At 71.6% G+C, this 21,320-nt stretch carries 23 protein-coding genes and 1 tRNA gene; 17 read left to right on the forward strand and 7 right to left on the reverse strand.

From position 1 onward, the window contains the following. Window positions 1-1,401 (forward strand): GH1 family beta-glucosidase, encoded by a 1,401-nt coding sequence (locus VH969_RS33720; RefSeq protein WP_331982133.1) that lies wholly within the window; start codon window positions 1-3, stop codon window positions 1,399-1,401. Between the two features lie 105 nt (window positions 1,402-1,506). On the opposite strand, the gene VH969_RS33725 is transcribed toward VH969_RS33720, so the two are convergent. The 3 genes from VH969_RS33725 to VH969_RS33735 form a co-directional block, all read right to left on the reverse strand. Continuing rightward, window positions 1,507-1,926: a Fur family transcriptional regulator gene (locus tag VH969_RS33725; protein WP_331982136.1), complete on the reverse strand. Its 420-nt coding sequence runs from the start codon at window positions 1,924-1,926 to the stop codon at window positions 1,507-1,509. A gap of 130 nt (window positions 1,927-2,056) precedes the next feature. After that, window positions 2,057-2,470, reverse strand: a complete 414-nt coding sequence (locus VH969_RS33730; protein WP_414638664.1) for an ArsR/SmtB family transcription factor — start codon at window positions 2,468-2,470, stop codon at window positions 2,057-2,059. 14 nt (window positions 2,471-2,484) lie between these two features. Then, window positions 2,485-2,748, reverse strand: a complete 264-nt coding sequence (locus VH969_RS33735; protein ID WP_331982142.1) for a DUF6703 family protein — start codon at window positions 2,746-2,748, stop codon at window positions 2,485-2,487. A 207-nt stretch (window positions 2,749-2,955) separates the two neighbouring features. On the opposite strand from VH969_RS33735, the gene VH969_RS33740 reads away from it, so the two are divergent. The 5 genes from VH969_RS33740 (at window position 2,956) to VH969_RS33760 (ending at window position 7,960) form a co-directional block, all read left to right on the forward strand. Further along, entirely contained in the window at window positions 2,956-4,338 is a 1,383-nt protein-coding gene (locus tag VH969_RS33740; RefSeq protein WP_331982144.1) for a glycine--tRNA ligase, read from the forward strand. Window positions 4,339-4,476: 138 nt separating this feature from the next. Beyond that, window positions 4,477-5,379 carry an ABC transporter ATP-binding protein gene (locus VH969_RS33745; RefSeq protein WP_331982199.1) on the forward strand — a complete coding sequence of 301 codons (903 nt, stop codon included), beginning with the start codon at window positions 4,477-4,479 and terminating at the stop codon, window positions 5,377-5,379. Continuing rightward, entirely contained in the window at window positions 5,376-6,104 is a 729-nt protein-coding gene (locus VH969_RS33750; protein ID WP_331982147.1) for an ABC transporter permease, read from the forward strand. The genes VH969_RS33745 and VH969_RS33750 overlap by 4 nt, the downstream gene beginning before the upstream one ends. 24 nt (window positions 6,105-6,128) lie before the next feature. Continuing rightward, entirely contained in the window at window positions 6,129-7,358 is a 1,230-nt protein-coding gene (locus VH969_RS33755) for a sensor histidine kinase (RefSeq protein ID WP_331982150.1), read from the forward strand. Then, on the forward strand, window positions 7,355-7,960 hold the full coding sequence (locus VH969_RS33760) for a response regulator transcription factor (RefSeq protein ID WP_331982153.1): 606 nt from the start codon (window positions 7,355-7,357) through the stop codon (window positions 7,958-7,960). Before VH969_RS33755 ends, VH969_RS33760 begins: the two co-directional genes overlap by 4 nt. 92 nt (window positions 7,961-8,052) lie before the next feature. Here the strand turns inward: VH969_RS33760 and VH969_RS33765 are convergent, their stop codons facing one another. Beyond that, window positions 8,053-9,003, reverse strand: coding sequence for a hypothetical protein (locus tag VH969_RS33765; RefSeq protein ID WP_331982156.1), 951 nt, complete (start codon window positions 9,001-9,003; stop codon window positions 8,053-8,055). Window positions 9,004-9,135: 132 nt separating this feature from the next. Here VH969_RS33765 and VH969_RS33770 point away from each other — a divergent pair, with 132 nt between their 5' ends. From VH969_RS33770 to VH969_RS33795, 6 genes are read left to right on the forward strand one after another with little or no spacing between them, the layout of a single operon-like run. Then, window positions 9,136-9,810 carry a YdcF family protein gene (locus tag VH969_RS33770; protein WP_414638666.1) on the forward strand — a complete coding sequence of 225 codons (675 nt, stop codon included), beginning with the start codon at window positions 9,136-9,138 and terminating at the stop codon, window positions 9,808-9,810. Between the two features lie 9 nt (window positions 9,811-9,819). Further along, window positions 9,820-11,100 (forward strand): deoxyguanosinetriphosphate triphosphohydrolase, encoded by a 1,281-nt coding sequence (locus VH969_RS33775; protein WP_331982162.1) that lies wholly within the window; start codon window positions 9,820-9,822, stop codon window positions 11,098-11,100. A gap of 18 nt (window positions 11,101-11,118) precedes the next feature. Continuing rightward, window positions 11,119-11,427 (forward strand): hypothetical protein, encoded by a 309-nt coding sequence (locus tag VH969_RS33780; RefSeq protein WP_331982165.1) that lies wholly within the window; start codon window positions 11,119-11,121, stop codon window positions 11,425-11,427. A 12-nt stretch (window positions 11,428-11,439) separates the two neighbouring features. Continuing rightward, the gene (locus tag VH969_RS33785) at window positions 11,440-12,546 is read left to right on the forward strand and encodes a serpin family protein (protein WP_331982168.1); all 1,107 of its coding nucleotides are present in this window, start codon (window positions 11,440-11,442) and stop codon (window positions 12,544-12,546) included. After that, the gene (locus VH969_RS33790) at window positions 12,543-13,772 is read left to right on the forward strand and encodes a cytochrome P450 (protein ID WP_331982171.1); all 1,230 of its coding nucleotides are present in this window, start codon (window positions 12,543-12,545) and stop codon (window positions 13,770-13,772) included. The genes VH969_RS33785 and VH969_RS33790 overlap by 4 nt, the downstream gene beginning before the upstream one ends. Window positions 13,773-13,828: 56 nt before the next feature. After that, a complete protein-coding gene (locus VH969_RS33795; RefSeq protein ID WP_331982173.1) occupies window positions 13,829-14,428 on the forward strand; it encodes a carboxymuconolactone decarboxylase family protein in 600 nt (199 codons plus the stop codon). On the opposite strand, the gene sigJ is transcribed toward VH969_RS33795, so the two are convergent. Further along, entirely contained in the window at window positions 14,409-15,344 is a 936-nt protein-coding gene (sigJ, locus tag VH969_RS33800; RefSeq protein WP_331982176.1) for a sigma-70 family RNA polymerase sigma factor, read from the reverse strand. The genes VH969_RS33795 and sigJ overlap by 20 nt on opposite strands. A 64-nt stretch (window positions 15,345-15,408) precedes the next feature. On the opposite strand from sigJ, the gene dnaG reads away from it, so the two are divergent. From dnaG to VH969_RS33820, 4 genes are all read left to right on the forward strand, one after another. Continuing rightward, window positions 15,409-17,316, forward strand: a complete 1,908-nt coding sequence (gene dnaG / locus VH969_RS33805; RefSeq protein ID WP_331982179.1) for a DNA primase — start codon at window positions 15,409-15,411, stop codon at window positions 17,314-17,316. Window positions 17,317-17,437: 121 nt separating this feature from the next. Then, window positions 17,438-17,962: a hypothetical protein gene (locus VH969_RS33810; RefSeq protein ID WP_331982182.1), complete on the forward strand. Its 525-nt coding sequence runs from the start codon at window positions 17,438-17,440 to the stop codon at window positions 17,960-17,962. Window positions 17,963-17,998: 36 nt separating this feature from the next. Next, window positions 17,999-18,760, forward strand: a complete 762-nt coding sequence (locus VH969_RS33815; protein WP_331982184.1) for a trans-aconitate 2-methyltransferase — start codon at window positions 17,999-18,001, stop codon at window positions 18,758-18,760. Window positions 18,761-18,821: 61 nt separating this feature from the next. Then, window positions 18,822-19,727: an SMP-30/gluconolactonase/LRE family protein gene (locus tag VH969_RS33820; RefSeq protein ID WP_331982186.1), complete on the forward strand. Its 906-nt coding sequence runs from the start codon at window positions 18,822-18,824 to the stop codon at window positions 19,725-19,727. Here VH969_RS33820 and add read toward each other — a convergent pair. Together add and VH969_RS33830 are read right to left on the reverse strand one after the other, a co-directional pair. Next, a complete protein-coding gene (gene add / locus VH969_RS33825; protein ID WP_331982188.1) occupies window positions 19,672-20,727 on the reverse strand; it encodes an adenosine deaminase in 1,056 nt (351 codons plus the stop codon). The two genes, VH969_RS33820 and add, sit on opposite strands and share 56 nt — an antisense overlap. Then, window positions 20,702-20,947, reverse strand: a complete 246-nt coding sequence (locus tag VH969_RS33830; RefSeq protein WP_331982190.1) for a hypothetical protein — start codon at window positions 20,945-20,947, stop codon at window positions 20,702-20,704. The genes add and VH969_RS33830 overlap by 26 nt, the downstream gene beginning before the upstream one ends. Before the next feature lie 136 nt (window positions 20,948-21,083). Between VH969_RS33830 and VH969_RS33835 the strand changes: the two genes are divergently transcribed. Next, a tRNA-Asn gene (locus tag VH969_RS33835) sits at window positions 21,084-21,156 on the forward strand. Window positions 21,157-21,320: the final 164 nt, after the last annotated feature.

Here is a 21,320-nt window from a genome sequence, read left to right on the forward strand (position 1 = left end):
ATGTCAGTAGTGCCATCCTCCGTTTCGTCGCAGGAGTCGGTGTCGCTCCGCTTTCCCACCGGCTTCGTCTGGGGCGCCGCCACGGCGTCGTTCCAGATCGAGGGTGCGACCACTGTGGACGGGAGGACGGACTCCATCTGGGACGAGTTCTGCCGCCGCCCCGGCGCGGTCGCGAACGGCGACACCGGCGAGCCGGGCGCGGACCACTACCGCCGGTACCAGGCGGACGTCGACCTGATGACCTCGCTCGGGCTGGGCGCGTACCGGTTCTCGGTTGCCTGGCCCCGGGTGCGGCCCGACGGCGGCGCGGTGAACCCGGCCGGGCTGGACTTCTACGACCGGCTCGTGGACGCGTTGCTGGCGGCGGGCATCTCGCCGTGGGCGACGCTGTACCACTGGGACCTGCCGCAGGCGCTGGAGGAGGCCGGCGGCTGGACCTCGCGGGACACGGCGTACCGGTTCGCCGACTACGTCGACTCGGTGGTCGAGCGGCTCGGCGACCGCGTGGCCGGCTGGCTGACGCTGAACGAGCCGTGGTGCTCCGCCTTCGCCGGGTACGCTTCGGGCCGGCACGCGCCGGGCGTGGCGTCGCCGACCGCGGCCGTCTCGGCCGTCCACCACCTCCTGCTGGCACACGGCCTGGGGATGGAGCGCATCCGCGCGCACGCGCCCGGCACGCCTGCGGGGATCACGCTGAACCTGTTCCCGGTGGCCGCGGTCTCGCCGGCCGACGAGGACGCCGCGCGGCGGGTGGACGGCCTGCAGAACCGGATCTTCCTGGACCCGGTGCTGCGCGGCGCCTACCCGGACGACGTGCTGATGGATCTGGCGCCCTACGGCCTGGCCGGGTTGGTGCGGGACGGGGACATGGCGACGATCGGCACCCCGGTCGACATGCTCGGCGTGAACTACTACCGGCCGCTGCTCGTCGCGGCGCCGCTCGTCTCGCCGGACGAACCGTCCGAGTGGGTCGGCGTCGAGGGCGTGCGCTTCCTGCCGAGCGGGCTGCCGCGGACCGAGCTGGGCTGGGAGGTCTCACCGGCCGGCCTGACGGACCTGTTGCTGCGGCTGCGCGACGAGTACCCGAGGCTGCCGCTGTACATCACGGAGAACGGCGCGGCGTATCCCGACGCCGTCGGGCCGGACGGCCAGGTCCGCGACACGGACCGGCTGGCCTATCTCGACGGTCACCTGCGTGCGGCCCACGCGGCGCTCCGGCAGGGGGTGGACCTGCGTGGGTACTTCTGCTGGTCGCTGCTGGACAACCTGGAGTGGGCCGAGGGCTATGCCAAGCGGTTCGGCCTGGTGCACGTGGACTTCGAGACGCAGGCGCGCACCGTGAAGGAGAGCGCCCGCTGGTATGCCGGCGTGATCGCGCGCAACGGCCTGCCCGCGGCGTAGGCGCCCGGGGGTGGGAGGGAAACGCCCGGCCGCGACCGCACCCGCGGCCGGGCTCCCACCCGCCACTTCAGTCGGTGTTGTTGGTCGGCCTTGTTGGTCGGCTCGCTAGTCGCGGCAGTTGCTGGCGCAGCCCTCGCAGGTGCCGAAGACCTCGACGGTGTGGCTGATCTCCGAGAACCCGTTCTCCGCGGCGACCTTCTCGGCCCACTTCTCCACCGCGGGACCCTCGACCTCGACCGTGCGCCCGCAGCTCCGGCACACCAGGTGGTGATGGTGGTGGCTGGAACAGCGCCGGTAGACCGCCTCGCCGCCACGGATGCGCAGCACGTCGACCTCGCCGGCGTCGGCGAGGGACTGCAGCGTGCGGTAGACCGTCGTCAGGCCGATACCCTCGCCCCGGCCGCGCAGCTCCTCGTGCAGCTCCTGCGCCGAGCGGAACTCCTCCAGCTGTTCGAGCAGGCTCGCGACCGCGGCACGCTGCTTGGTCGACCGGCGGCCGGGGACCGAGGGGGAGGAGCCACTCACGACGCCTCCTCGCGGACTCGGTGATGCCGCTCGCGACCGCCGTGCGCCATCGGTTCGCTCGCTCGCCGGCCCTGCGTCGTTGGTTCGCTCGCATGCTCGCGCCGTGTCGTTGGTTCGCTCGCATGCTCGCTCACTGCGCGACGCCCTCCTCGACGTGCGCGACCGCGTCCACGACGATGTGCGCCAGGTGCTCGTCGACCAGGCGGTAGACCACCTCGCGGCCGTGCCGCTCACCGTTCACGACGCCGGCCGCCTTCAGCACGCGCAGGTGCTGGCTGATCAGCGGCTGTGCCACGCCCAGCAGCTCGACGAGCTCGTGCACGCAGCGGTCCGCCTCCCGCAGCTCCAGCACGATCGCGATCCGGACGGGCGCGGCGAGCGCGCGCAGCAGGTCGCCGGCCGCCGACATCGTGTCGCCGGGACGCTTCGCCGCCGTCGCCACCGTGGGGCGGTCGGCCTCGTGCCGCTCGTCGGCGACCGGTGACACGGCGTCCGAGGTCACGGCGCTCGTCCTCCTGGCGATAGTGGTTACCGTTGTCAACATCCTACGTGGCGCGGCTAGTCCGCGAGCAGGACCGAGACGGCCACCGCTACGAGGATTGCCAGGACGAGCACCCGGCCGGCGCGCTGCCCGGGCGACAGGACGTGCCAGGTCGCCGCGATCAGCACCGCGACACCGACCGCGAGGATGCCGAGCAGCAACGCGCCCAAGGCACCGCCGACGATGACGCCGACCGCGAACACCGCCGCCACGACGAGGAACGCCACGATGGGCGTCACCCGGGCGAGCGGGCCGTTCCCGGAGAGCAACGGCGCCCTCATTGACCGCCTTTCACGCACCTTCTGTCCTCCTTTTGACGTAGCCATGACTACTGCGCGCAACGTTAATCCGGCCTTCAAGGCCGCACCAATCACCCGATCGGCGACGGGGCCGCCCCGATAGGCTTTGGCGGCTGTTTCCCCCCGCCGGGCCTTCCTACCGCCCCCACTCAACGTCCGGGTCCGAGCGTGCAGCAACTGGAGTGCCTGATGCCCGCGGATCGCGTCGAAACCGTAGTCAACCTGTGCAAGCGTCGCGGGTTCGTCTACCCGTGTGGAGAAATCTACGGTGGCACCCGGTCGGCCTGGGACTACGGTCCCCTCGGCGTCGAGCTGAAGGCGAACATCCAACGCGAGTGGTGGCGCACGATGGTGCACCGCCGCGAGGACGTGGTCGGGCTCGACTCGTCGGTCATCCTGCCGAGGCAGGTGTGGGAGGCGTCCGGGCACGTCTCCGCGTTTCACGATCCCCTCGTCGAGTGCACCGCCTGCCACCACCGGTTCCGTGCCGACGACCTGGCCGAGGAGCATGTCGCGAACGGCGGCAAGGCGAGCCAGGAGGACCTGTCAGAGGTGCCGTGCGCGAACTGCGCCGTGGTGGGCAAGTACACGCCGCCGCGCGAGTTCAACATGATGCTCAGCACCCAACTCGGCCCCGTCGAGTCCGAGGACGGGCGGCACTACCTGCGGCCCGAGACCGCGCAGGGCATCTTCGTCAACTTCCTCAACGTGCTGACCACCGCGCGCCGCAAGCCGCCGTTCGGCATCGCGCAGATGGGCAAGTCGTTCCGAAACGAGATCACGCCGGGCAACTTCATCTTCCGCACCCGCGAGTTCGAGCAGATGGAGATGGAGTACTTCGTCGAGCCGGGCTCGGACGAGGAATGGCACCGGTACTGGATCGACGAACGCGTGCGCTGGTACACCGATCTCGGCATCAAGCGGGAGAACCTGCGCCTTTACGAGCACCCGAAGGAGAAGCTCGCGCACTACGCGAAGCGCACGGTCGACATCGAGTACCGGTTCGAGTTCGGTGGCCTCGAGTGGGGCGAGCTGGAAGGTGTTGCCAACCGCACCGACTACGACCTCGCCACGCACGCCAACCACTCCGGTGTCGATCTGTCCTATTTCGACCAGGCGACGAGCTCGCGGTACCGGCCGTACGTTATCGAGCCGGCGGCCGGCGTCGGCCGCCCGCTGATGGCATTCCTGCTCGACGCGTACCGGGAGGACATGGCGCCCAACGCCAAGGGCGGCATGGACAAGCGCACGGTGCTCCGCCTCGACCGCCGGCTCGCGCCGGTGAAGGTCGCCGTGTTGCCGCTGTCGCGCAACCCGGACCTCACGCCGAAGGCTCGCGACATCGCGACGGTGCTGCGTCACAACTGGAACGTCGACTTCGACGACGCGGGTGCCATCGGCCGCCGCTACCGCCGCCAGGACGAGATCGGCACCCCGTTCTGCGTGACCGTCGACTTCGACTCGCTGCACGACCACGCCGTCACGGTCCGCGAGCGCGACAGCATGACTCAGGAGCGCGTGGCCGTCGACAAGCTCGAGCGGTTCCTCGCCGGCCAGCTGATCGGCTGCTGACCGACACCCTGACGTTTGTCATGGCCAGGTGGTGACGGCCGACCTGCGTCCCCGGCCCGCCACGCGAGCATCGTGGTCACCGTGAACACAACACGGATCTCCCAGACCGGCAGCACGACGTCCGCGGGCGCGGCCGTCATGCTCGCCGGACTGCGCAAGCACTACGGCCAGGTTCGGGCCGTCGACGGGGTGGACCTGGTGATCGCACCGGGGGAGGTCGTCGCCCTGCTCGGCCCGAACGGCGCGGGCAAGTCGACGACCGTCGACATGCTGCTCGGCCTCACGAAGCCCGACGCGGGCACCGTCACCGTCTTCGGTGCGAGCCCGCACGAGGCGGTCGCCGACGGCAGCATCGGCGCGATGCTGCAGGGTGGCGCACTGCTCGACGACGCCACCGTCGGTGAGACGGTCGCCATGGTCGCGTCGCTGCACCGCAAGCCACTGCCGGTCGCGGAGGCGTTGCGCCGCAGCGGGATCGAGGATCTCGCGTCCCGGCGGTGCAACAAGCTCTCCGGCGGCCAGAAGCAGCGCGTGCGGTTCGCGGTCGCGCTCGTCAGCGACCCGGACCTGCTCGTGCTCGACGAGCCGACCGCGGCCATGGACGTGGCCAGCCGCCGCGACTTCTGGCGCTCGATGCACAGCTTCACCGAGTCCGGCCGCACCGTGCTGTTCGCCACGCACTACCTGGAGGAGGCGGAGACCTACGCCGACCGCGTCGTGCTGATGCGGTCCGGCCGGGTCGTCGCCGACGGCTCGGTCGCCGAGGTGACCTCCCTGGTCGCCGGCCGCGTGCTGCGCGCCGCCATTCCGGGCGCCACCGAGAGCGTGCTCCGCGTGTTGCCCGGCGTGTCCGAAGTGGAGGTACGCGGCGAGCAGGTGTCGATCTCCTCCCGGGACTCCGACGCCACGCTGCGCGCGCTGCTCCAGACCTTCCCGCAGGCCCGCGACATCGAGGTGGCCGCGGTCGGCCTCGAAGGCGCGTTCCTGTCCCTCACCAGCGACTCCGCCGAGTCCGGCGTCACCGAAGGGGCCACCCGATGAGCTTCGGCTACCTGATCCTGGAGCTGCGGCGAGCCATGCGCTCCACCCGCTTCATGATCTTCACGATTGCGTTCCCAGTCCTGATGTTCCTCCTCTACACCGGTCTCTACAGTGGTGGCCACAAGTCGATCACGGGCATCCTGATGATCGACATGACGGCGTTCGGCGCGCTCTCCGGCGCCCTGTTCGCCGGCAGCCGGGTAGCACTGGAGCGGTCCGCCGGCTGGCAGCGCCAGCTGCGGCTCACCCCGCTGTCCGGTCCGGCCTACCTGACCGCCAAGGGCATCACCGGGATGATGCTCGCGATCCCGGCCGTCGTGCTGGTGCCGCTCGTCGGCGCCCTGGTCGAGGGCGTGTCGCTGGACGCCACCGGCTGGCTGCGCGTCGTCGTCGGCACCTGGCTCGCCGTGATCCCGTTCGCACTGATCGGCCTGCTGGTCGGGCAGATCGGGACGCCGGAGACGATGCAGCCGATCATGACGATCGTCATGCTCGTGATGAGCATGCTCGGCGGCATCTTCATCCCGATCGACTCGATGCCGGGCTGGATGCTCGACATCGCGCACGTCCTGCCGTCCTACTGGCTCGGTCAGATCGCCCGTGGTGCGGTGACCACCGACCTGACGAGCAGCCTGGGGAAGGCCGTGCTCGTGCTCGCGGCCTGGAGCGTGGTGCTCGCCGTGGCGGTGGTGCGCCGGTACCGGCGGGACAGCGCCCGGGTCTGACGGACGCGTCGTAACGTGAACACCGTGACCAGGTCGAATACCGACACCCAGACCGGGGCCGGCGCTGCCAGGGGGAGCGCCGGCCCCGCCGCGGAGCGCTGGGCCGGCATGCGTGCCGAGATGAAGCGCGACGGGTGGTCGTGGCCCGAGGACAACCTCGAGCCGAGCACCCGCGCCGGCCGCTTCGTCGGCACGGTCGTCCCCGCGCTGTTCCTGATCTACCTGACCGAGCCGGTCCGGCAGGTCTTCGGCGAGCCGCATCCGGTCGCGATCCGCGTCCTCGTGCCCGCGGTCGTCGTGGTCTACGCGGTGACCTACATGTACGCGATGCTGGCCGAGCGCAAGACGTCGCATCTCGTGCGTGCGGTGACGTTCAGCGTGATGACCGTGTGCGGCCTGACCATCGCGGCGATCCTCGGGCCGGACGACCTGGTCTACATGACGTACGCCATCTCGATGGCCCTCGTGCAGCTTCCTCCTCTCGTGGGGTTGATCTTCGGGGTCGTAGTGACCGCCGCGCTGCTGATCGGCACGACGATCTCCGACGGCACGCCCAACCTCGGCTCCGCGTCGGTGCTGATCGTGCTGACGGTGGCGCTGTTCGGCATCCGCCAGGTGATCAGGTCAAACGCCGAGCTACGCGCGGCCCGGGACGAGATCGCCACCCTGGCCGTCGCCGAGGAGCGTGCCCGCCTCGCACGCGACCTGCACGACGTGCTCGGCCACAGCCTCACCACGATCACGGTCAAAGCCGGCCTCGCGCGACGGCTCCTGGAGAGCTCGGGTTCGGTCACGCCCGCGGTGGCCGAGCTGCGCGACGTCGAGCACCTGTCCCGGACCGCGCTCGCCGAGGTGCGGGCGACCGTGTCCGGCTACCGGAAGGCGTCCCTGCCGGCCGAGCTGGTCGGCGCACGGGCGGCCCTGGCCGCGGCGGAGATCGAGGCGGACCTGCCGCACGCGGTGGACAACGTGCCGGCGCAGTTGCAGGAGCCGTTCGCATACGTCCTCCGGGAAGGGGTCACCAACGTGATCAGGCACTCGGGCGCGCGGAGCTGCTCGGTCCGCCTGGGCGACTCGTGGATCGAGATCCGCGACGACGGTGCCGCCGCGGGTTCCCCCGGCGTCGGCCACGGTCTTGCCGGCCTGACCGAGCGGCTGGAACAGGTGGGTGGATCTCTCGAGGCCGGGCCGTGTCCGGAGGGCGGATTCCGGTTGCGCGCAACGGTTCCCGCGCAGGTGGCGGTGCGCCGGTGATCCGGGTTCTGCTCGCCGACGACCAGGCGCTCGTGCGGGGCGCGCTGGCCGCGATGCTCGGCCTGGAGGCGGACATCGAGGTCGTGGCCCAGGTGAGCTCCGGCGACGAGGTCCTGCCCGCCGCCCGCGAGTCCAAACCGGACGTTGCGCTGCTGGACGTCCAGATGCCCGGCAAGGACGGGATCACGGCGGCCTTCGAGCTGCATCGGGAGTTGCCCCACTGCCGGATCGTCGTGTGCACGACCTTCGGCCGCCCGGGCTACCTGTCGCGGGCCATGGCCGCGGGGGTGGTGGGATTCGTCGTGAAGGACGCGCCTCCCGAGCAGCTGGTGGACGCGGTCCGGCGGGTGCACGCCGGGTTGCGGGTCGTCGACCCCGCACTGGCGGCGGAGTCGTTGGCGACGGGGCAGAGCCCGCTGACGGACCGGGAGCGGGACGTCCTGCGCGTGGCGAGCTCGGGCGGGACGATCGCGGACGTGGCCCGGAGGTTGTCCCTGTCGCAGGGGACTGTCCGGAACCATCTGTCGTCGGCCATCGGGAAGACGGGGGCGCGGACACGGGCGGAGGCGGCTCGGGTGGCTGAGGAACGGGGCTGGCTGTAGGTCGGTCATCGGCTTCGGTCTCGTCTGTGGGCTTTGCTGGGGATCGGACGCTTGTGCTGGCCGGCGGCGCGTCGCGCGGGCTTGTGGGGGCGCTATGCGGCTTCCACCGGTGGGCGGGGGCGTGCCGCCGCCTGGGTGTGGGCGGCTCGGAGTAGGTCCGCCACTTCCACCGGGTTGTCCCGTAGTTGGGAGGGCGGGGTGTGGACCACGACGATGCCCGCGGCGGTCAGCTGCGTGGTTCGGCGTAGGGCGGCCGCGTAGTCGGACGGGCTCAGGTCGAACGCGTACGAGTCCACCTCCCACGCCAGGCCGATGTCGTTCCACCAGGCGTCCGGGGTGGCCAGGTGCGCACCCGTCTCGCTGGTGATCGGGACTCGCCAGCGTGGGGGTGGGAGGCCCGCGCGATGGACCAGTCGTTTGGCCCAGCCCTGGCCCAGCGACCGCACGCCGTCGTCCAGTTCGGCGAGGATTCGCCGGGGGAGGGCGGTGCCTCGCGAGGTCGCGCGCGACAGCTCCTCGCGGAGGGTGGACGGGCTGATCCGGGCCTCGCGGACCACCGAGTTCAGCAGGGCCCGCACGTGTTCGGCCGACGTGGCCCTGCGGCACGTGTCGATGGTCGCTCTCGGGAGCGGAGCGACGGGGAAACCGGCACGCAGCTGCGCAACCGGCATGGTGCTGGTTCGGTCGAAGAAGACGCCGTCGACCAACCGGGAGTGGCGGCGGGGCGAGACGAGCACGTGTACCGGCCCTGCCAAGCGGGCGCCCGACATGCCGTGGAGGGCGAGTGCGTCGACACCGGTCACGACCGCCGAAGGGCCGGCGACCGTCAGTGCCGCCTGGATGCGTTGCGCACGGCTCGGCGGCGAGTCACCGAGCAGCACGATGCCGGACTGAAGCCGCCGCCACGGGCCACCGTCGCGACATCGTTCCTCGATCGTGTGGCCGGAGAGACCCAACGTGATCAGGTCCGCGGCCGTGGCCACGTTGTGGCTGAACATGGCCGGTATGGCATCGAGGTCGAGGAGTGCGCGGTTCGCGGTCATGCGTCCAGGAAAGCCGAACGAGGCAACGTTCGCGGGCCTCGATGCGTCGTCTGTGGATAGATCGGTGGGTTGTGGACAACTGGGCCGTGCGGAGGGGGAGGTGCCGGTGATCGCGCATCCGGTTCTGGAAGGATCGGTCGAGTGACATCTGCCCAGCCGAACGCACGGCCGGTCCGCCGGTTCGTGCGTCGACTGCTGGTCGGCGTGCTGCTCGTCGGCGCACTGGTCGTCGGCGGCACCGGCTTCCGGGTGTGGCAGGTGGCCCGCGACGACGACCGCACCCCGGCCGACGTCGTCCTCGTCCTCGGCGCCGCACAATACGGCGGCACCCCGTCCAGGATCCTCGAGGCCCGCCTCAAGCACGCCAAGAACCTCTACACCGAGGGCGTCGCGAAGCACATCCTCACCACCGGCGGCAGCAAGCCCGGCGACGAGTACACCGAGGCGGAGGCGAGCGCGCTCTGGCTCGAGAAGAACGGCGTGCCGAAGGACGACGTCATCGACGTCCCCGAAGGCAGCGACACGCTCGGCAGCCTCCGCGCCGCCGCCCAGACCGCGGCCGACCACGGCTGGCATACCGCGGTCATCGTGAGCGACCCGTGGCACTCGCTGCGCGCCCGCACCATGGCCGGCGATGTCGGGCTCGACGCCTGGACCTCGCCCACCCACACCGGCCCGATCGTGCAGACCCGCCAGACGCAGATCCGCTACATCCTCTACGAAACCGCCGCGCTGCTGTACTACCGCACGACCAGGGCGTCCACCGAGGGGATCGGCATCACGGAGGATGTCGCCGCGGACAAGTAACCTCCGCACATGACCCCCGGCTACACCGAGTACGACGCGGCTCGCCAGTACCCCGAGCAGGCGAAGAGCTCGGTGCTGCCCGGCTCGTGGCCCACCCGCCGCAGCCCCTTCGACCGCGACCGCGCCCGCGTGCTCCACTCGGCCGCCCTGCGCCGGCTCGCCGGCAAGACGCAGGTCGTCGGGCCGGGCGAGGGCTCGGAGGTCAGCGGCGTGCCGCGCACCCGGCTGACCCACTCGCTCGAGGTCGCGCAGATCGGCCGCGGCATCGCCGGCGAGCTGGGCTGCGACCCCGACATCGTCGACACCGCCGGGCTCGCCCACGACATCGGCCATCCGCCGTACGGGCACAACGGCGAGCGCGCGCTCGACGAGGTGGCCCAGGCGTGCGGCGGGTTCGAGGGCAACGCCCAGACGCTGCGCATCCTCACCCGGCTCGAGCCGAAGGTGCTGGGAGAGCGCGAGCACGGCCTCAACCTGACCCGCGCGACGCTCGACGCGGCGACCAAGTACCCGTGGCCGCGCACCGCCGGCACCCGCAAGTTCGGTGTCTACGACGACGACCGCGAGGTGTTCGACTGGATCCGCGAGAGCGCGCCGGACCGCCGCCGCTGCCTCGAGGCCCAGGTCATGGACTGGGCCGACGACGTCGCCTACTCCGTGCACGACGTGGAGGACGGCGTCCGCGCGGGCCGCATCTCCCTGCCCGCGCTGACGGGCCGCGTCGAGCGGACCGTCGTGGCCGAGCTCGCCGCCAAGCACTTCAGCGCCGAGCCGGTCTCCGGCCTCGAGGACGCGGCGACCGAACTCCTGCGGCTGCCCGTCGTCGCCGCGCTCACGAGCCACGAGTACGACGGCACCCTCGCTGCCCAGGTCGCCCTCAAGCGGCTGACCAGCGAGCTCGTCGGCCGGTTCGTCTCCGCCGCGGTCGCCGCCACCCGGCAGGAGCATGGCGACGGCGTCCTCACCAGGTACGCCGCCGACCTGGTGGTCCCCGCCCGCGTCGCCTGCGAGGTCGCCCTGCTCAAGGCCGTCGCCCTGCGCTACGTGATGAGCGACCCCGGCCGCCTCGCCGTCCAGGCCACCCAGCGGCAGCGGCTCGCCGAGCTCGTCGCCGCGCTCACCGCACGGGGTGCGGACGCGCTGGAACCGGCCTTCGTCCCCGCCTGGCACGCGGCCGCCGACGACTGCGCCCGGCTGCGGATCGTCGTGGACCAGGTCGCCGCGCTCACCGACGCCCAGGCCGGCGGCTGGCACAAGGCGTTCGTGCAAGCCGGAGGCATGTCGGTGTGACGTGGCACACTCGATGGCATGGATGAGTTGTTCAACCGGCCGCCCGGCGGTACCGGCCGCCGCGGCGTCTACCGCCGCGAACCGCGCGAGTCGGTCCCGGCCGACGGCGGCTACGGCGGCTACGGCGACGGTGACGACTACTACGGTGACGGCTATTACGGCGACGGCTACTACGGCTACTACGGCTACCCGGACGACGGCGACGACGGCTCGGCGGGCGTCCGCGAACCGCGCCATCCGAAACCGCTCGGCCCGATGTCCGACGCGGGGGCCTTACCCGAACCCGAGCCCCCGGTCATGATCGCGATGCCCGACCCACGCCGGTAGTGAGGAGATTTCGTGACGGATCGCGCGCACCTCGCGTACACGCTTGCCCTGCACAAGGCGGTCGCGCCCGATCCAGCGAGAAACGTGTGCTGGTCGCCGTTCTCGGTGGCGAGCGCGCTCGGCCTGGTCGCCCGCGGCGCGGCCGGCATGACCCGCGACGAGCTCGCCGTGCTGCTGCTCGGCGACAAGGCCAGTGACCTCACGCAGCTCGGCGAGCTGCTGACCCACGCGGGTGTCCTGGAACCGCCGCGCGGCAAGGAGGACGAGCCGGTCATCGCCGTGTCGAACACACTCTGGGTCGACGAGTCGGTCGAGATCCTCGTGCCGTTCGTCGAGGAGCTGGGCCGGTGGTCGAGCGGCAAGGTCCGCGAGGCGCCGTTCCGGACCGCGCCCGGCGAGGCCCGCGACCGGATCAACGTCGACGTCGCGAAGACGACGCGGGACCTCATCCCCGAGCTCATCCCCGCGGACGCGATCACGACGGACACCCGCTCCGCGCTGGTCAACGCTCTCTACCTCAAGTGCGCCTGGCGGTTCCCGTTCACCGAGGGGACCACCCGCCCGCAGCCGTTCCACGCGCCGCGCGGCTCCGTGGACGTGCCCACGATGTCCCAGTCCGAGCGCCTCGGCTACGCGGCGCGCGACGGCTGGCAGGTCGTGACCATGCCCGCGATCGGCGGCGTCCAGGCCGTCGTGCTGCTGCCCGACGGTGACCTCGCCGAGGCCGAGCCCGCGCTCGACCCGGAGACGTTCGCCGGCCTGCTCGACGCGCCGAAGCCGACCCAGGTCGACCTGGCGCTGCCGAAGTTCAAGATCTCGACGCAGACCGAGCTCACCCCGCCGCTGAACAAGCTCGGCGTGCGCACCGTGTTCGGCAACGACGCCGACCTCTCCGGCATCAGCTCGACCAAACTCGCGATCGAGGCCGTGCTGCACGAGTCCGTGCTGGAGATCGACGAGAAGGGCCTCGAAGGTGCCGCCGCGACCGCGGTCATGATGCGGCTGACCTCGCTGCCGACCCAGTCCGTCGAGGTTCGCGTCGACCGGCCGTTCCTGCTGCTGGTCCGCCATGTGAAGACCGGCGTCGTCTACTTCGTCACCCGCGTCACCAGCCCGTGACCGACGCGATCGCCTATCCGCCGGGAGAGTTCCTCAGGTTCCTGCACCGCCGGCGCGGCCCGGTCGTCCGTTTCGGCGCCGGCCGGCACCGGTACGCCTACCTGTTCGGGCCGGAGGCGAACCGCTTCGTGTTCGCCAACGACGAGCTGTTCACGATGCGCGAGGCGTTCGAGGGGCTCGTGCCGGTCGACGGCGAGACCTCGCTGATCGTCTCCGACGGCGCCGAGCACAAGCACAGGCGGCGGCTCGTCCAGCCCGCCATGCACCACCGGCAGGTCGCTCGCTACCGGGCGATCATGACCGAGGGCGCGGACGAGGTCATCGACCGCTGGCGCCCGGGCGAGGTCGTCGACGCCTACCAGGCCTTCCGCGGCGCGATCCGGCGCGGCACGCTGCGGTCGCTGTTCGGCCCGCGGCTCGCCGAGGACGCGGACTTCCTCGGCGAGCACCTGCAGGCACTGCTCGACCTCGTCGACCGGCAGCCGGACGTGATCCGCCTGCACCGCGCGCTGCGGACTCCCTTGTGGCAGAAGGCGATGCGGGCCCGCGCAAGGGTGGACGAGCGCATCCACGCAGAGATCGCCCGGGTGCGTGAGTCGGACGGCGACGGCGTGCTCGCCACGCTCGTCAACGGCCGCGACGAGGACGGCGCGGGCCTGTCGGACGAGGAGATCCGTGACCAGGCCGTCACGCTGATCGCCGCCGGGTACGAGACGACCAGCGCGGCCATGGCGTGGGCGATCCACCTGCTGGTGAGCCATCCGGAGCTACGGGAGCGGGCCGCCGCGGACGAGGAGTACCGGCGCGCGTTCGTGTCCGAGACGCTGCGCCTCTACCCGCCGGCCGTCGTATCCGCCCGGCACGTCGCGCGCGGCTTCGAGTTCGCCGGCCACCCGATCCGCACCGGCACGATCCTGCTGTACAGCCCGTACGTGACCCACCGCAGCGCGGCCGTCTACGCCGACCCGCTGACGTTCCGGCCGCAGCGCTGGCTGCCCGGCGACCCCGCGTTCCGCAAGGCCGGCCCGCACGAGTTCGTCCCGTTCGGGGGCGGCCCGCACCGCTGCGTCGGCGCCACGATGGCCACCGCGGAGCTCACGGTCATGCTGGGCCGCCTGCTCGAACGCACCGAGCTCCGTGCGGTCGAGCAGCGGATTCGCCCGACCGGCTTCGCCGCGATGCGCCCGAAGAACGGCCTGCGGGTGGCGGTGGTCACGAAAGCCTGACTGTCACGTCCGGCGGGGCTCGCTCGTCCGAGGGGTGACCACCCGAGGAGGAGATCATGCCCAGGATTCCCGGTATCCCCACGAAGGAAGCCGGTCCGCTGCTGCGTGTCGTCTACTGGTATGCCAAGCGCCGCCTCGGCGCCGTGCCCGAGCCGTTCACCGTGCTGGCCCGCAACCGCAAGCTCTTCAGGGCCGCCGCACGCCACGAGATGGCCACCGAGAAGGCCAGCAAGCTGCTGCCGAACAACGTCCGCGAGCTCGCCGTCTACCGGGTCGCCCAGCAGCTCGGCTGCTCGTGGTGCATCGACTTCGGCACCATGCTGCAGAAGCACGAGGGCCTCGATATCGAGCGGCTGATGAAGATCGACGACTACGAGACCTCGCCCGCCTACAGCCGCCGGGAGCGGATGGCGATTGCCTACGCCGACGCCATGTCCGCCATCCCGACCCGGGCCACCGACGAGCAGGTCGCCGAGCTCGTCGCGGAGTTTGGGCAGGAGGCCGTGCTGGAGCTGACCTACCAGATCGGGCTGGAGAACATGCGTGCCCGGATGTACAGCGCGCTCGGCCTCCGCGAGCAGGGATTCACCTCCGGCGACGCCTGCCGGATCCCGGTGCCCGCGGACGCCCCCGCGGTCAGAAGCGCAGGTGAGTGAGCTTGTCCGGGTTGACCACGTCGTAGATGGCCGTGACCTGGCCGTCGCGTGCCGCGAACGCGACGGCCCGCCGCGACAGCGCCCAGCGCGCGCCGTCGGCCGGCATGTCCGGCATGACCATGCCGAGGTCGCCGTTGACCAGGGTCAGCTCGCCGCCGGTGAGCCGGTCCGTCCCGTAGGCCTCGAGCAGGCCGAACAGGAAGCGGGCGATCTTCTCGGCGCCGACCATGCGCCGCCGCGCGGTGCGGGCCTTGCCGTTGCTGTCGCCGAGCAGGACGGCGTCGGGGTGCAGCAGCTTGACCACGCCGGGTACGTCACCGGCGATGATCGCGCCCATCAGCTTCTCCACGATCGCGCGCTGCTCGGCGAGCGGGATCCGGGACGGCGGGTCCGCCTGCGCGGCGGCCCGGCGCCCGCGGGAGGCGTGCTGGCGCGCGGTCGACTCGGGGACGCCGAGGATCTCGCCGATCTCCGCGAACGGCACGGAGAACGCGTCGTGCAGCACGAACGCGACGCGCTGCTCAGGGGTCAGCTCGTCGAGGACGACCATGGCCGCCATGCGCACCTCGTCCTCGCGCACGACCGTGTCAAGTGGATCGTCGCTCACCTTGGTGCCGAACGGGGTGACGATGGGTTCGGGTAGCCACGGCCCGACGTAGCGCTCCCGCTGCGCGGTCGCCGAACGCAGCCGGTCCAGGCAGATCCGGCCCACGACGGTGGTGAGCCAGGCGCGCAGATCGCGGATCCCGGCACGCCGCTCATCGTCCATTCCGGACAGCCGCAGCCACGCCTCCTGCACCGCGTCCTCGGCGTCCGACACCGAGCCCGTGAGCCGGTAGGCCACCCCGATCAGGTGACTCCGGTGCTGCGCGAACTGCTCGGCGAGAACGTCGTCGCTGACCGTCACAACCTCCATCGTATGACCTGCCGAGCGCCACCTGCCGTCGGAATGTCGGACCTCACGCCTAGACTCGTTCACCGTGGCGGGACGGATCCGGGAGAGCGACATCGCGCAGGTGCGCGAGCGGACCCGGATCGACGACTTCGTGGGCGAGTACGTGTCGCTGCGGCGGGCCGGCGGGGGCGCGCTGAAGGGCCTGTGCCCGTTCCACGACGAGAAGACCCCATCGTTCAACGTGCGGCCGACGCACGGCACCTTCCACTGCTTCGGCTGCGGCGAGGGCGGCGATGTCATCGCCTTCCTCATGAAGATCGACCATTTGAGCTTCGTCGAGGCGGTCGAGCGGCTGGCCGAGCGCGCGGGCGTCCAGCTCACGTACGAGGGTGGCACGCCGAGCCGGCAGCGCGACCGGGGCACCCGCACCCGGCTCGTGGACGCCCACCGGACGGCGGCCGAGTTCTACGCCGAGCAACTGCAGACGCCCGAGGCGGTCAAGGCGCGCGAGTTCCTCGACGAGCGCGGGTTCGATCAGGCCGCGGCGGCGAAGTTCGGCTGCGGGTACGCCCCCGGCGGCTGGGACAAGCTGACGAAGCACCTGCTGGGCCGCGGGTTCGACCTCGCCGAGCTGATCAAGGGCGGGCTGTCCCGGGAGGGCCGCCAGGGGCCGATCGACCGCTTCCACCGCAGGCTGCTGTGGCCGATCAAGGACCTCGGGGGCGACGTCGTCGGCTTCGGGGCGCGGCGGCTGTACGACGACGACCAGATCCAGGCCAAGTACCTGAACACGAGCGAGAGCCCGATCTACAAGAAGTCGCAGGTGCTGTTCGGCCTCGACCTCGCGAAACGGGAGATAGCGCGGCGCCACCAGGTCGTGGTCGTCGAGGGCTACACCGACGTGATGGCCATGCACCTGTCCGGCGTGCCGACCGCGGTCGCCTCGTGCGGCACCGCGTTCGGCGACGAGCACCTCAGCGTGCTGCGGCGGCTGCTGATGGACGACGACGCCTTCCGCGGCGAGGTGATCTTCACCTTCGACGGCGACGAGGCCGGGCAGAAGGCCGCGATGAAGGCCTTCGACGGCGACCAGCAGTTCACCGGGCAGACCTACATCGCGGTCGCGCCGGACGGCATGGACCCCTGCGAGCTGCGGATGGCGAAGAACGAGACCGCGGTCAAGGACCTCGTGGCCCGCCGCCAGCCGCTGTTCGAGTTCGCGATCCGTACCAAGCTGCGGGAGTTCGACCTCGACGCGGTGGACGGCCAGGTCAGCGCGCTGCGCGAGATGGTCCCGCTGGTCGCCAAGATCAAGGACCAGGCGAGCCGGGACGGGTACGCGACCAAGCTCGCGTTCTGGTCCGGCTGGCAGGACGAGGCCATGGTCGTGCGGCGGGTCCGGGAGAGCGCGGGCGCCCCGGTCGTGGACAAGCGCCGTGGCAGGCCCCGGCCGGCCGACCCGAACCAGGGCGCGCTCGCGGTCGACGTCGACGGCCCGCCCCGGCCGCAGCGCAACGACCCGCGGCTGTGGGTGCAGCGCGAGGCGCTCAAGGCCGCGCTGCAGGCGCCGGAGCTGGCCGGGCCGTACTACGACAGCTCGGTGCCCAAGGAGGCGTTCACCCATCCCGCGTACCGGGAGCTGTACGAGGCGCTGCTCGCGGTCGGCGGCACGGCGTCCGGGCTGTCCGGCCCGGCGCTGGTCGACGCGGCGAGCCAGGCGTGTCCACATCAGACGGTGCGGTCGCTGGTCACGGAGCTGGCCGTGGAACCGTTGCACCACAAGGCGGATCCGGACGCGCGGTACGTGACCAGCCTCATCGCCGCGTTGCAGGAGACTGTGGTGGCGAGCCAGATCGCGGAGCTGAAGTCGAGGCTGCAGCGGCTCTCGCCGGTGGAGGACGCGGACGACTACCGCACGCTGTTCGGCGACCTGGTCGCGCTCGAGCAGTACCGCAAGGCGCTCGGCGACCAGGCGGCCGGCGGGTTGTCGTGACCGAGAGCGGAGCCGCGTGTGCCGCCTGTACCGGCCAGTGCGCGCAGGCGCACCGGCGCCGAGCACGCGAGGAGGGAAGACGGCGCATCAGCTGCGCGGCGGAGCTGACAAGGGAGATGTCGTGACCGGGTTCCTGCGCCGGCTGTTCGGCGGCGGCGTACCCGAGCAGCTGGCCGGCGCACTGGAGCCGGACGAGAACGTCGTGGCGTCGTCGGTGCTGCGCGACGGCAGCCTCCTGTTCGCGACCTCGCTGGGGCTGTGGGTGCCGGGCGAGGACGGTCCGCGGCGGGTCGGCTGGCACCTGGTCACTAAGGTGACCTGGGGAAACGGCGTGCTCGAGCTGGTGGAGGCCCAGGAGACGGGGATGGCCGGTGAAGCGGTGCTGCTCGCCGACAAGCCGCCGGTCCGGTTCGTGCTCGAGCGTGCGTACAAGCTGCCCGACGTCGTGCACATCCGGGTCAACGGGTCGATCCGCTCGCGGCACCGGCGTGAGCTGCCCGGCGGAGGAGCGTGGTTCGTGCAGCGCAAGGTGCCCGGGCGGGACGGGATCGTGCTGCAGGTGCGTCCGGACCGCGGCACGGACGAGGAGGCCGTGCGGCGGGTGGCCACGGAGGTGGCGGCGAAGATCCGGCAGGCGCTAGAGTAAACAGTACGTACGTACGGTTTGCTTGGGGAGGGCGTCATGTGGGATCCGAACAAGTACCTGGACTTCGCCGACCACCGGTCACGGCCGTTCTTCGACCTCATCTCCCGGGTGCGGGCCGACGAGCCGCGCCGGGTCGCCGACCTGGGATGCGGTCCGGGCAACCTCACCGAGACGCTTGCCGCGCGCTGGCCCGGCGCGGTCGTCGAGGCGATGGACTCCTCGCCCGAGATGGTCGACGCCGCCCGGGAACGGGGGATCGCCGCGTCGGTCGGCGACGTGCGGGAGTGGGCGCCGGCCCCGGACACCGACGTCGTGGTGTCCAACGCCGTGTTCCAGTGGGTGCCCGGCCACGACGAGCTGCTGACGCGGTGGGCGAAGCAGCTGCCCGCCGGCGCGTGGCTCGCGTTCCAGGTGCCGGGCAACTTCGACGCGCCGTCGCACGTGCGGCTCCGCGAGCTGGTGCGCGAACCGCGATGGCAGGAGCGGCTCGCGTCGGTGGTGTTGCGGGAGGACGACGCGGTGCTCGGCCCAGCCGGGTACGCCGGCCTGCTCGCCGACGCCGGCTGCGAGGTCGACGCCTGGGAGACCACGTACCTGCAGCGGCTGACGGGCGAGGACCCGGTGCTCGAGTGGGTCACCGGGACGGCGCTGCGGCCGATCCGCTCGGCGCTCGACGGGGCGGACTGGTCGCAGTTCCGCGCCGAGCTCGCGCCGCGGCTGCGTACGGAGTATCCGATGCGCACGGACGGCACGACGTGGTTCCCGTTCCGCCGGGTCTTCGTCGTCGCGCGGGTCTGAACCCTTCGCGGGTCGCGCGCGTAGACCGGATGACCGTTTTGCGTCGATCGAAGGACCCGTGATGTTACGACGCCTGGGAGTCCCCCTACTCACAGCCGTACTCGCCGCGACCCTCGTCGCGCCCGGCGCGGCGGCCGCTCCCGCCTTCCCGACCACCTTCCCCCTACCGAACGGGTTCCAGCCCGAAGGGATCGCGATCGGCCCCGGTCCGTTCGCCTACTTCGGTTCCAGAGCCGACGGCTCGATCTACAGAGCGAGCCTGGTCACCGGGCGCGGCAAGATCGTGAGCCAGGGGCCGGGCACGCCGTCAGTCGGGATGAAGACCGACGCCCGCGGCCGGCTGTTCGTGTCGGGTGGCGACGCCGGCGACGCGCGCGTGGTCGACACCCGTACCGGCAAGCTCCTCAAGAGCTACCAGCTCGCGTCCGGCGCGAGCTTCATCAACGACGTCGTGCTGACCCCGTCTGCCGCCTGGTTCACCGACTCGGTCAACCAGGTGCTCTACAAGCTGCCGCTACGCCACGGGCAGCTGCCGGCAACGGCCGTGACCGTGCCGATCACCGGTGACCTCGTGTACCAGGAAGGCTTCAACGTCAACGGCATCACCCGCACGCCGGACGGCAAGGGCCTGCTGGTGGTGCAGTCGAACACCGGCGGCATCTTCCGCGTGTCGACGTCGGGCGTGTCGCGCGAGGTGGCGCTGTCCGAGCCGATGACGAACGGCGACGGCATGCTGCTGCGCGGCCGGACCCTCTACGTCGTGCAGAACCAGCAGAACACCGTTTCGGTCCTGCGCCTGGACCGCTGCGCGACGAGCGCCCGCGTGGTGGACAAGCTGACCGACCCGCGGTTCGACGTGCCGACGACGGTCGGCGCGTTCGCCGGCCGGCTGTACCTGCCGAACGCCCGGTTCAGCACGCCGCCGGAGCCGACGACGCCGTACCAGGTCGTGGCGATCCGTCCCTGAGCCAACTGTCCACGCGCCGCTGCAGCTCGGCCTTGAGCTGCTGCGGCGCCGCCGAGTGCCGGATGCTCGCGGCGGCGACGCGGGCCAGCTCGGCGTCGGTGAGGCCGAGGACGTCGCGGCATATCGCGTACTGGGCGGCAAGGCCGGTGCCGAACAGCAGCGGGTCGTCGGTCGCCAACGCCACCGGGACGCCGGCGTCGAGCAGCGGGCGGAGGGGGATCGTGGCGAGCTCGTGCACGCCGAAGGGCGGGTAGGACGTCGGGCAGATCTCCAGCGCCACCTGCCTTTCGGCGAGCAGGCTCAGCGTCGCCGGGTCGCGGGCGGCGGCCGTGCCGTGGCCGATCCTGTCGGCGCGCAGGTGCTCGACGCACGCGCGCACGTGGCGCGGGCCGGTGTAGAAGCCGGCGTGGGGCACGGCGAGCAGCCCGGCGTCCGCGGTGATGGCGAAGGCCGGGGCGAAGTCGGCGACGGTGGCGTGCCGCTCGTCGTTGGACAGGCCGAAGCCGACCACACCGTCGCCGGCGTACCGCGCGGCGAGCCGAGCCAGCGTCACCGCGTGCTCGGGCGCGCGCGTCCACGCGGAGGCGACGATGACACCTGTCGGCACCGGCGCCTGCCGGGCGGCGTCGATGACGGCCTCGAGCGCCGGCGCGAGCCCGCCGAACACGGGTGCGTAGGACGTCGGGTCGACCTGGATCTCCAGCCAGCCGCAGCCGTCGGCCGCGTCGTCCTCGGCGGCCTCGGTGACCACCCGGTGGACGTCGGCCGGCGTGCGGATGACCGTGCGGGCCGTGTCGTAGCGATGCTGGAAGTCGGCCCACGTGCCGACGGTGGTCGGCAGCGGGGGCGGCACGTCGACGCCGTCGCGAGCGGCCAGCGCGGCGAGGGTGGTCGGCCGCATGGCGCCGGTCAGGTGGAGATGGAGTTGGGCCTTGGGAAGCCCCCGCACCTCGCGGGGCGCGGGGGCTCCCGGATCAGGGTGTGTTGTAGACGGATTCACTCACGTCCCGCCGGCCGTTGCCCTGCTGCGAGGCCGACTTGTGCCGCTCGCCCAGTCCGGTCTTCTCGCCGATCTTGGCCCGCGCGACGCCCGCGGCGCCCTGGATCGCGGGGTGGTCGGCGATCTTGCGGTAGGTGCGCATGATCTGGTCGTAGCGGCCACGGCCGGCCTTGGCCCCGAGCACGTACCCGACCGCGGCGCCCAGCACGAACGCCTTCATCCTTCATCGCCTCCAACGGCTCGACCTGCTGTCGACTGCCATCTTCCTCCAGTCGGGCACGGAGCGCCGGGTAGGTCGGAACCCGTTCGCGGCATGCGCTAGAGTTGGAGTCCGCCGGGCGGGCTCCGGCGGGTGATCCTCCATAGCTCAATTGGCAGAGCATTCGGCTGTTAACCGAAGGGTTGTTGGTTCGAGTCCAACTGGAGGAGCTTTCTCCTTGGTCACGCACGTTCGACCAGGTCACCGGAGCGAGCCACTGCGCCTGACCCTCCACAAACCCTCCACATTCGCTCATTCGGGCGGCTCCTCGATCATGCTTTCGAGTGCCGCAGCCGCCGCCTCATTGGCCACCCGCCGCCTGCGGTAGTGCTTG

This window comes from Actinophytocola sp., assembly GCF_036555685.1.
GTDB lineage: Bacteria > Actinomycetota > Actinomycetes > Mycobacteriales > Pseudonocardiaceae > Actinophytocola.

Excerpts from the sequence above, each read along its gene's own strand:
- sigJ (WP_331982176.1), bottom strand. The coding sequence starts at position 15,344 with ATGGAGGTTGTGACGGTCAGCGACGACGTTCTCGCCGAGCAGTTCGCG.
- VH969_RS33740 (WP_331982144.1), top strand. The coding sequence starts at position 2,956 with ATGCCCGCGGATCGCGTCGAAACCGTAGTCAACCTGTGCAAGCGTCGC.
- VH969_RS33730 (WP_414638664.1), bottom strand. The coding sequence starts at position 2,470 with ATGTTGACAACGGTAACCACTATCGCCAGGAGGACGAGCGCCGTGACC.
- VH969_RS33815 (WP_331982184.1), top strand. The coding sequence starts at position 17,999 with ATGTGGGATCCGAACAAGTACCTGGACTTCGCCGACCACCGGTCACGG.
- VH969_RS33720 (WP_331982133.1), top strand. The coding sequence starts at position 1 with ATGTCAGTAGTGCCATCCTCCGTTTCGTCGCAGGAGTCGGTGTCGCTC.
- VH969_RS33745 (WP_331982199.1), top strand. The coding sequence starts at position 4,477 with ATGCTCGCCGGACTGCGCAAGCACTACGGCCAGGTTCGGGCCGTCGAC.
- VH969_RS33795 (WP_331982173.1), top strand. The coding sequence starts at position 13,829 with ATGCCCAGGATTCCCGGTATCCCCACGAAGGAAGCCGGTCCGCTGCTG.
- VH969_RS33775 (WP_331982162.1), top strand. The coding sequence starts at position 9,820 with ATGACCCCCGGCTACACCGAGTACGACGCGGCTCGCCAGTACCCCGAG.
- VH969_RS33820 (WP_331982186.1), top strand. The coding sequence starts at position 18,822 with ATGTTACGACGCCTGGGAGTCCCCCTACTCACAGCCGTACTCGCCGCG.
- VH969_RS33830 (WP_331982190.1), bottom strand. The coding sequence starts at position 20,947 with ATGAAGGCGTTCGTGCTGGGCGCCGCGGTCGGGTACGTGCTCGGGGCC.
- VH969_RS33750 (WP_331982147.1), top strand. The coding sequence starts at position 5,376 with ATGAGCTTCGGCTACCTGATCCTGGAGCTGCGGCGAGCCATGCGCTCC.
- VH969_RS33780 (WP_331982165.1), top strand. The coding sequence starts at position 11,119 with ATGGATGAGTTGTTCAACCGGCCGCCCGGCGGTACCGGCCGCCGCGGC.
- VH969_RS33765 (WP_331982156.1), bottom strand. The coding sequence starts at position 9,003 with ATGACCGCGAACCGCGCACTCCTCGACCTCGATGCCATACCGGCCATG.
- VH969_RS33735 (WP_331982142.1), bottom strand. The coding sequence starts at position 2,748 with ATGAGGGCGCCGTTGCTCTCCGGGAACGGCCCGCTCGCCCGGGTGACG.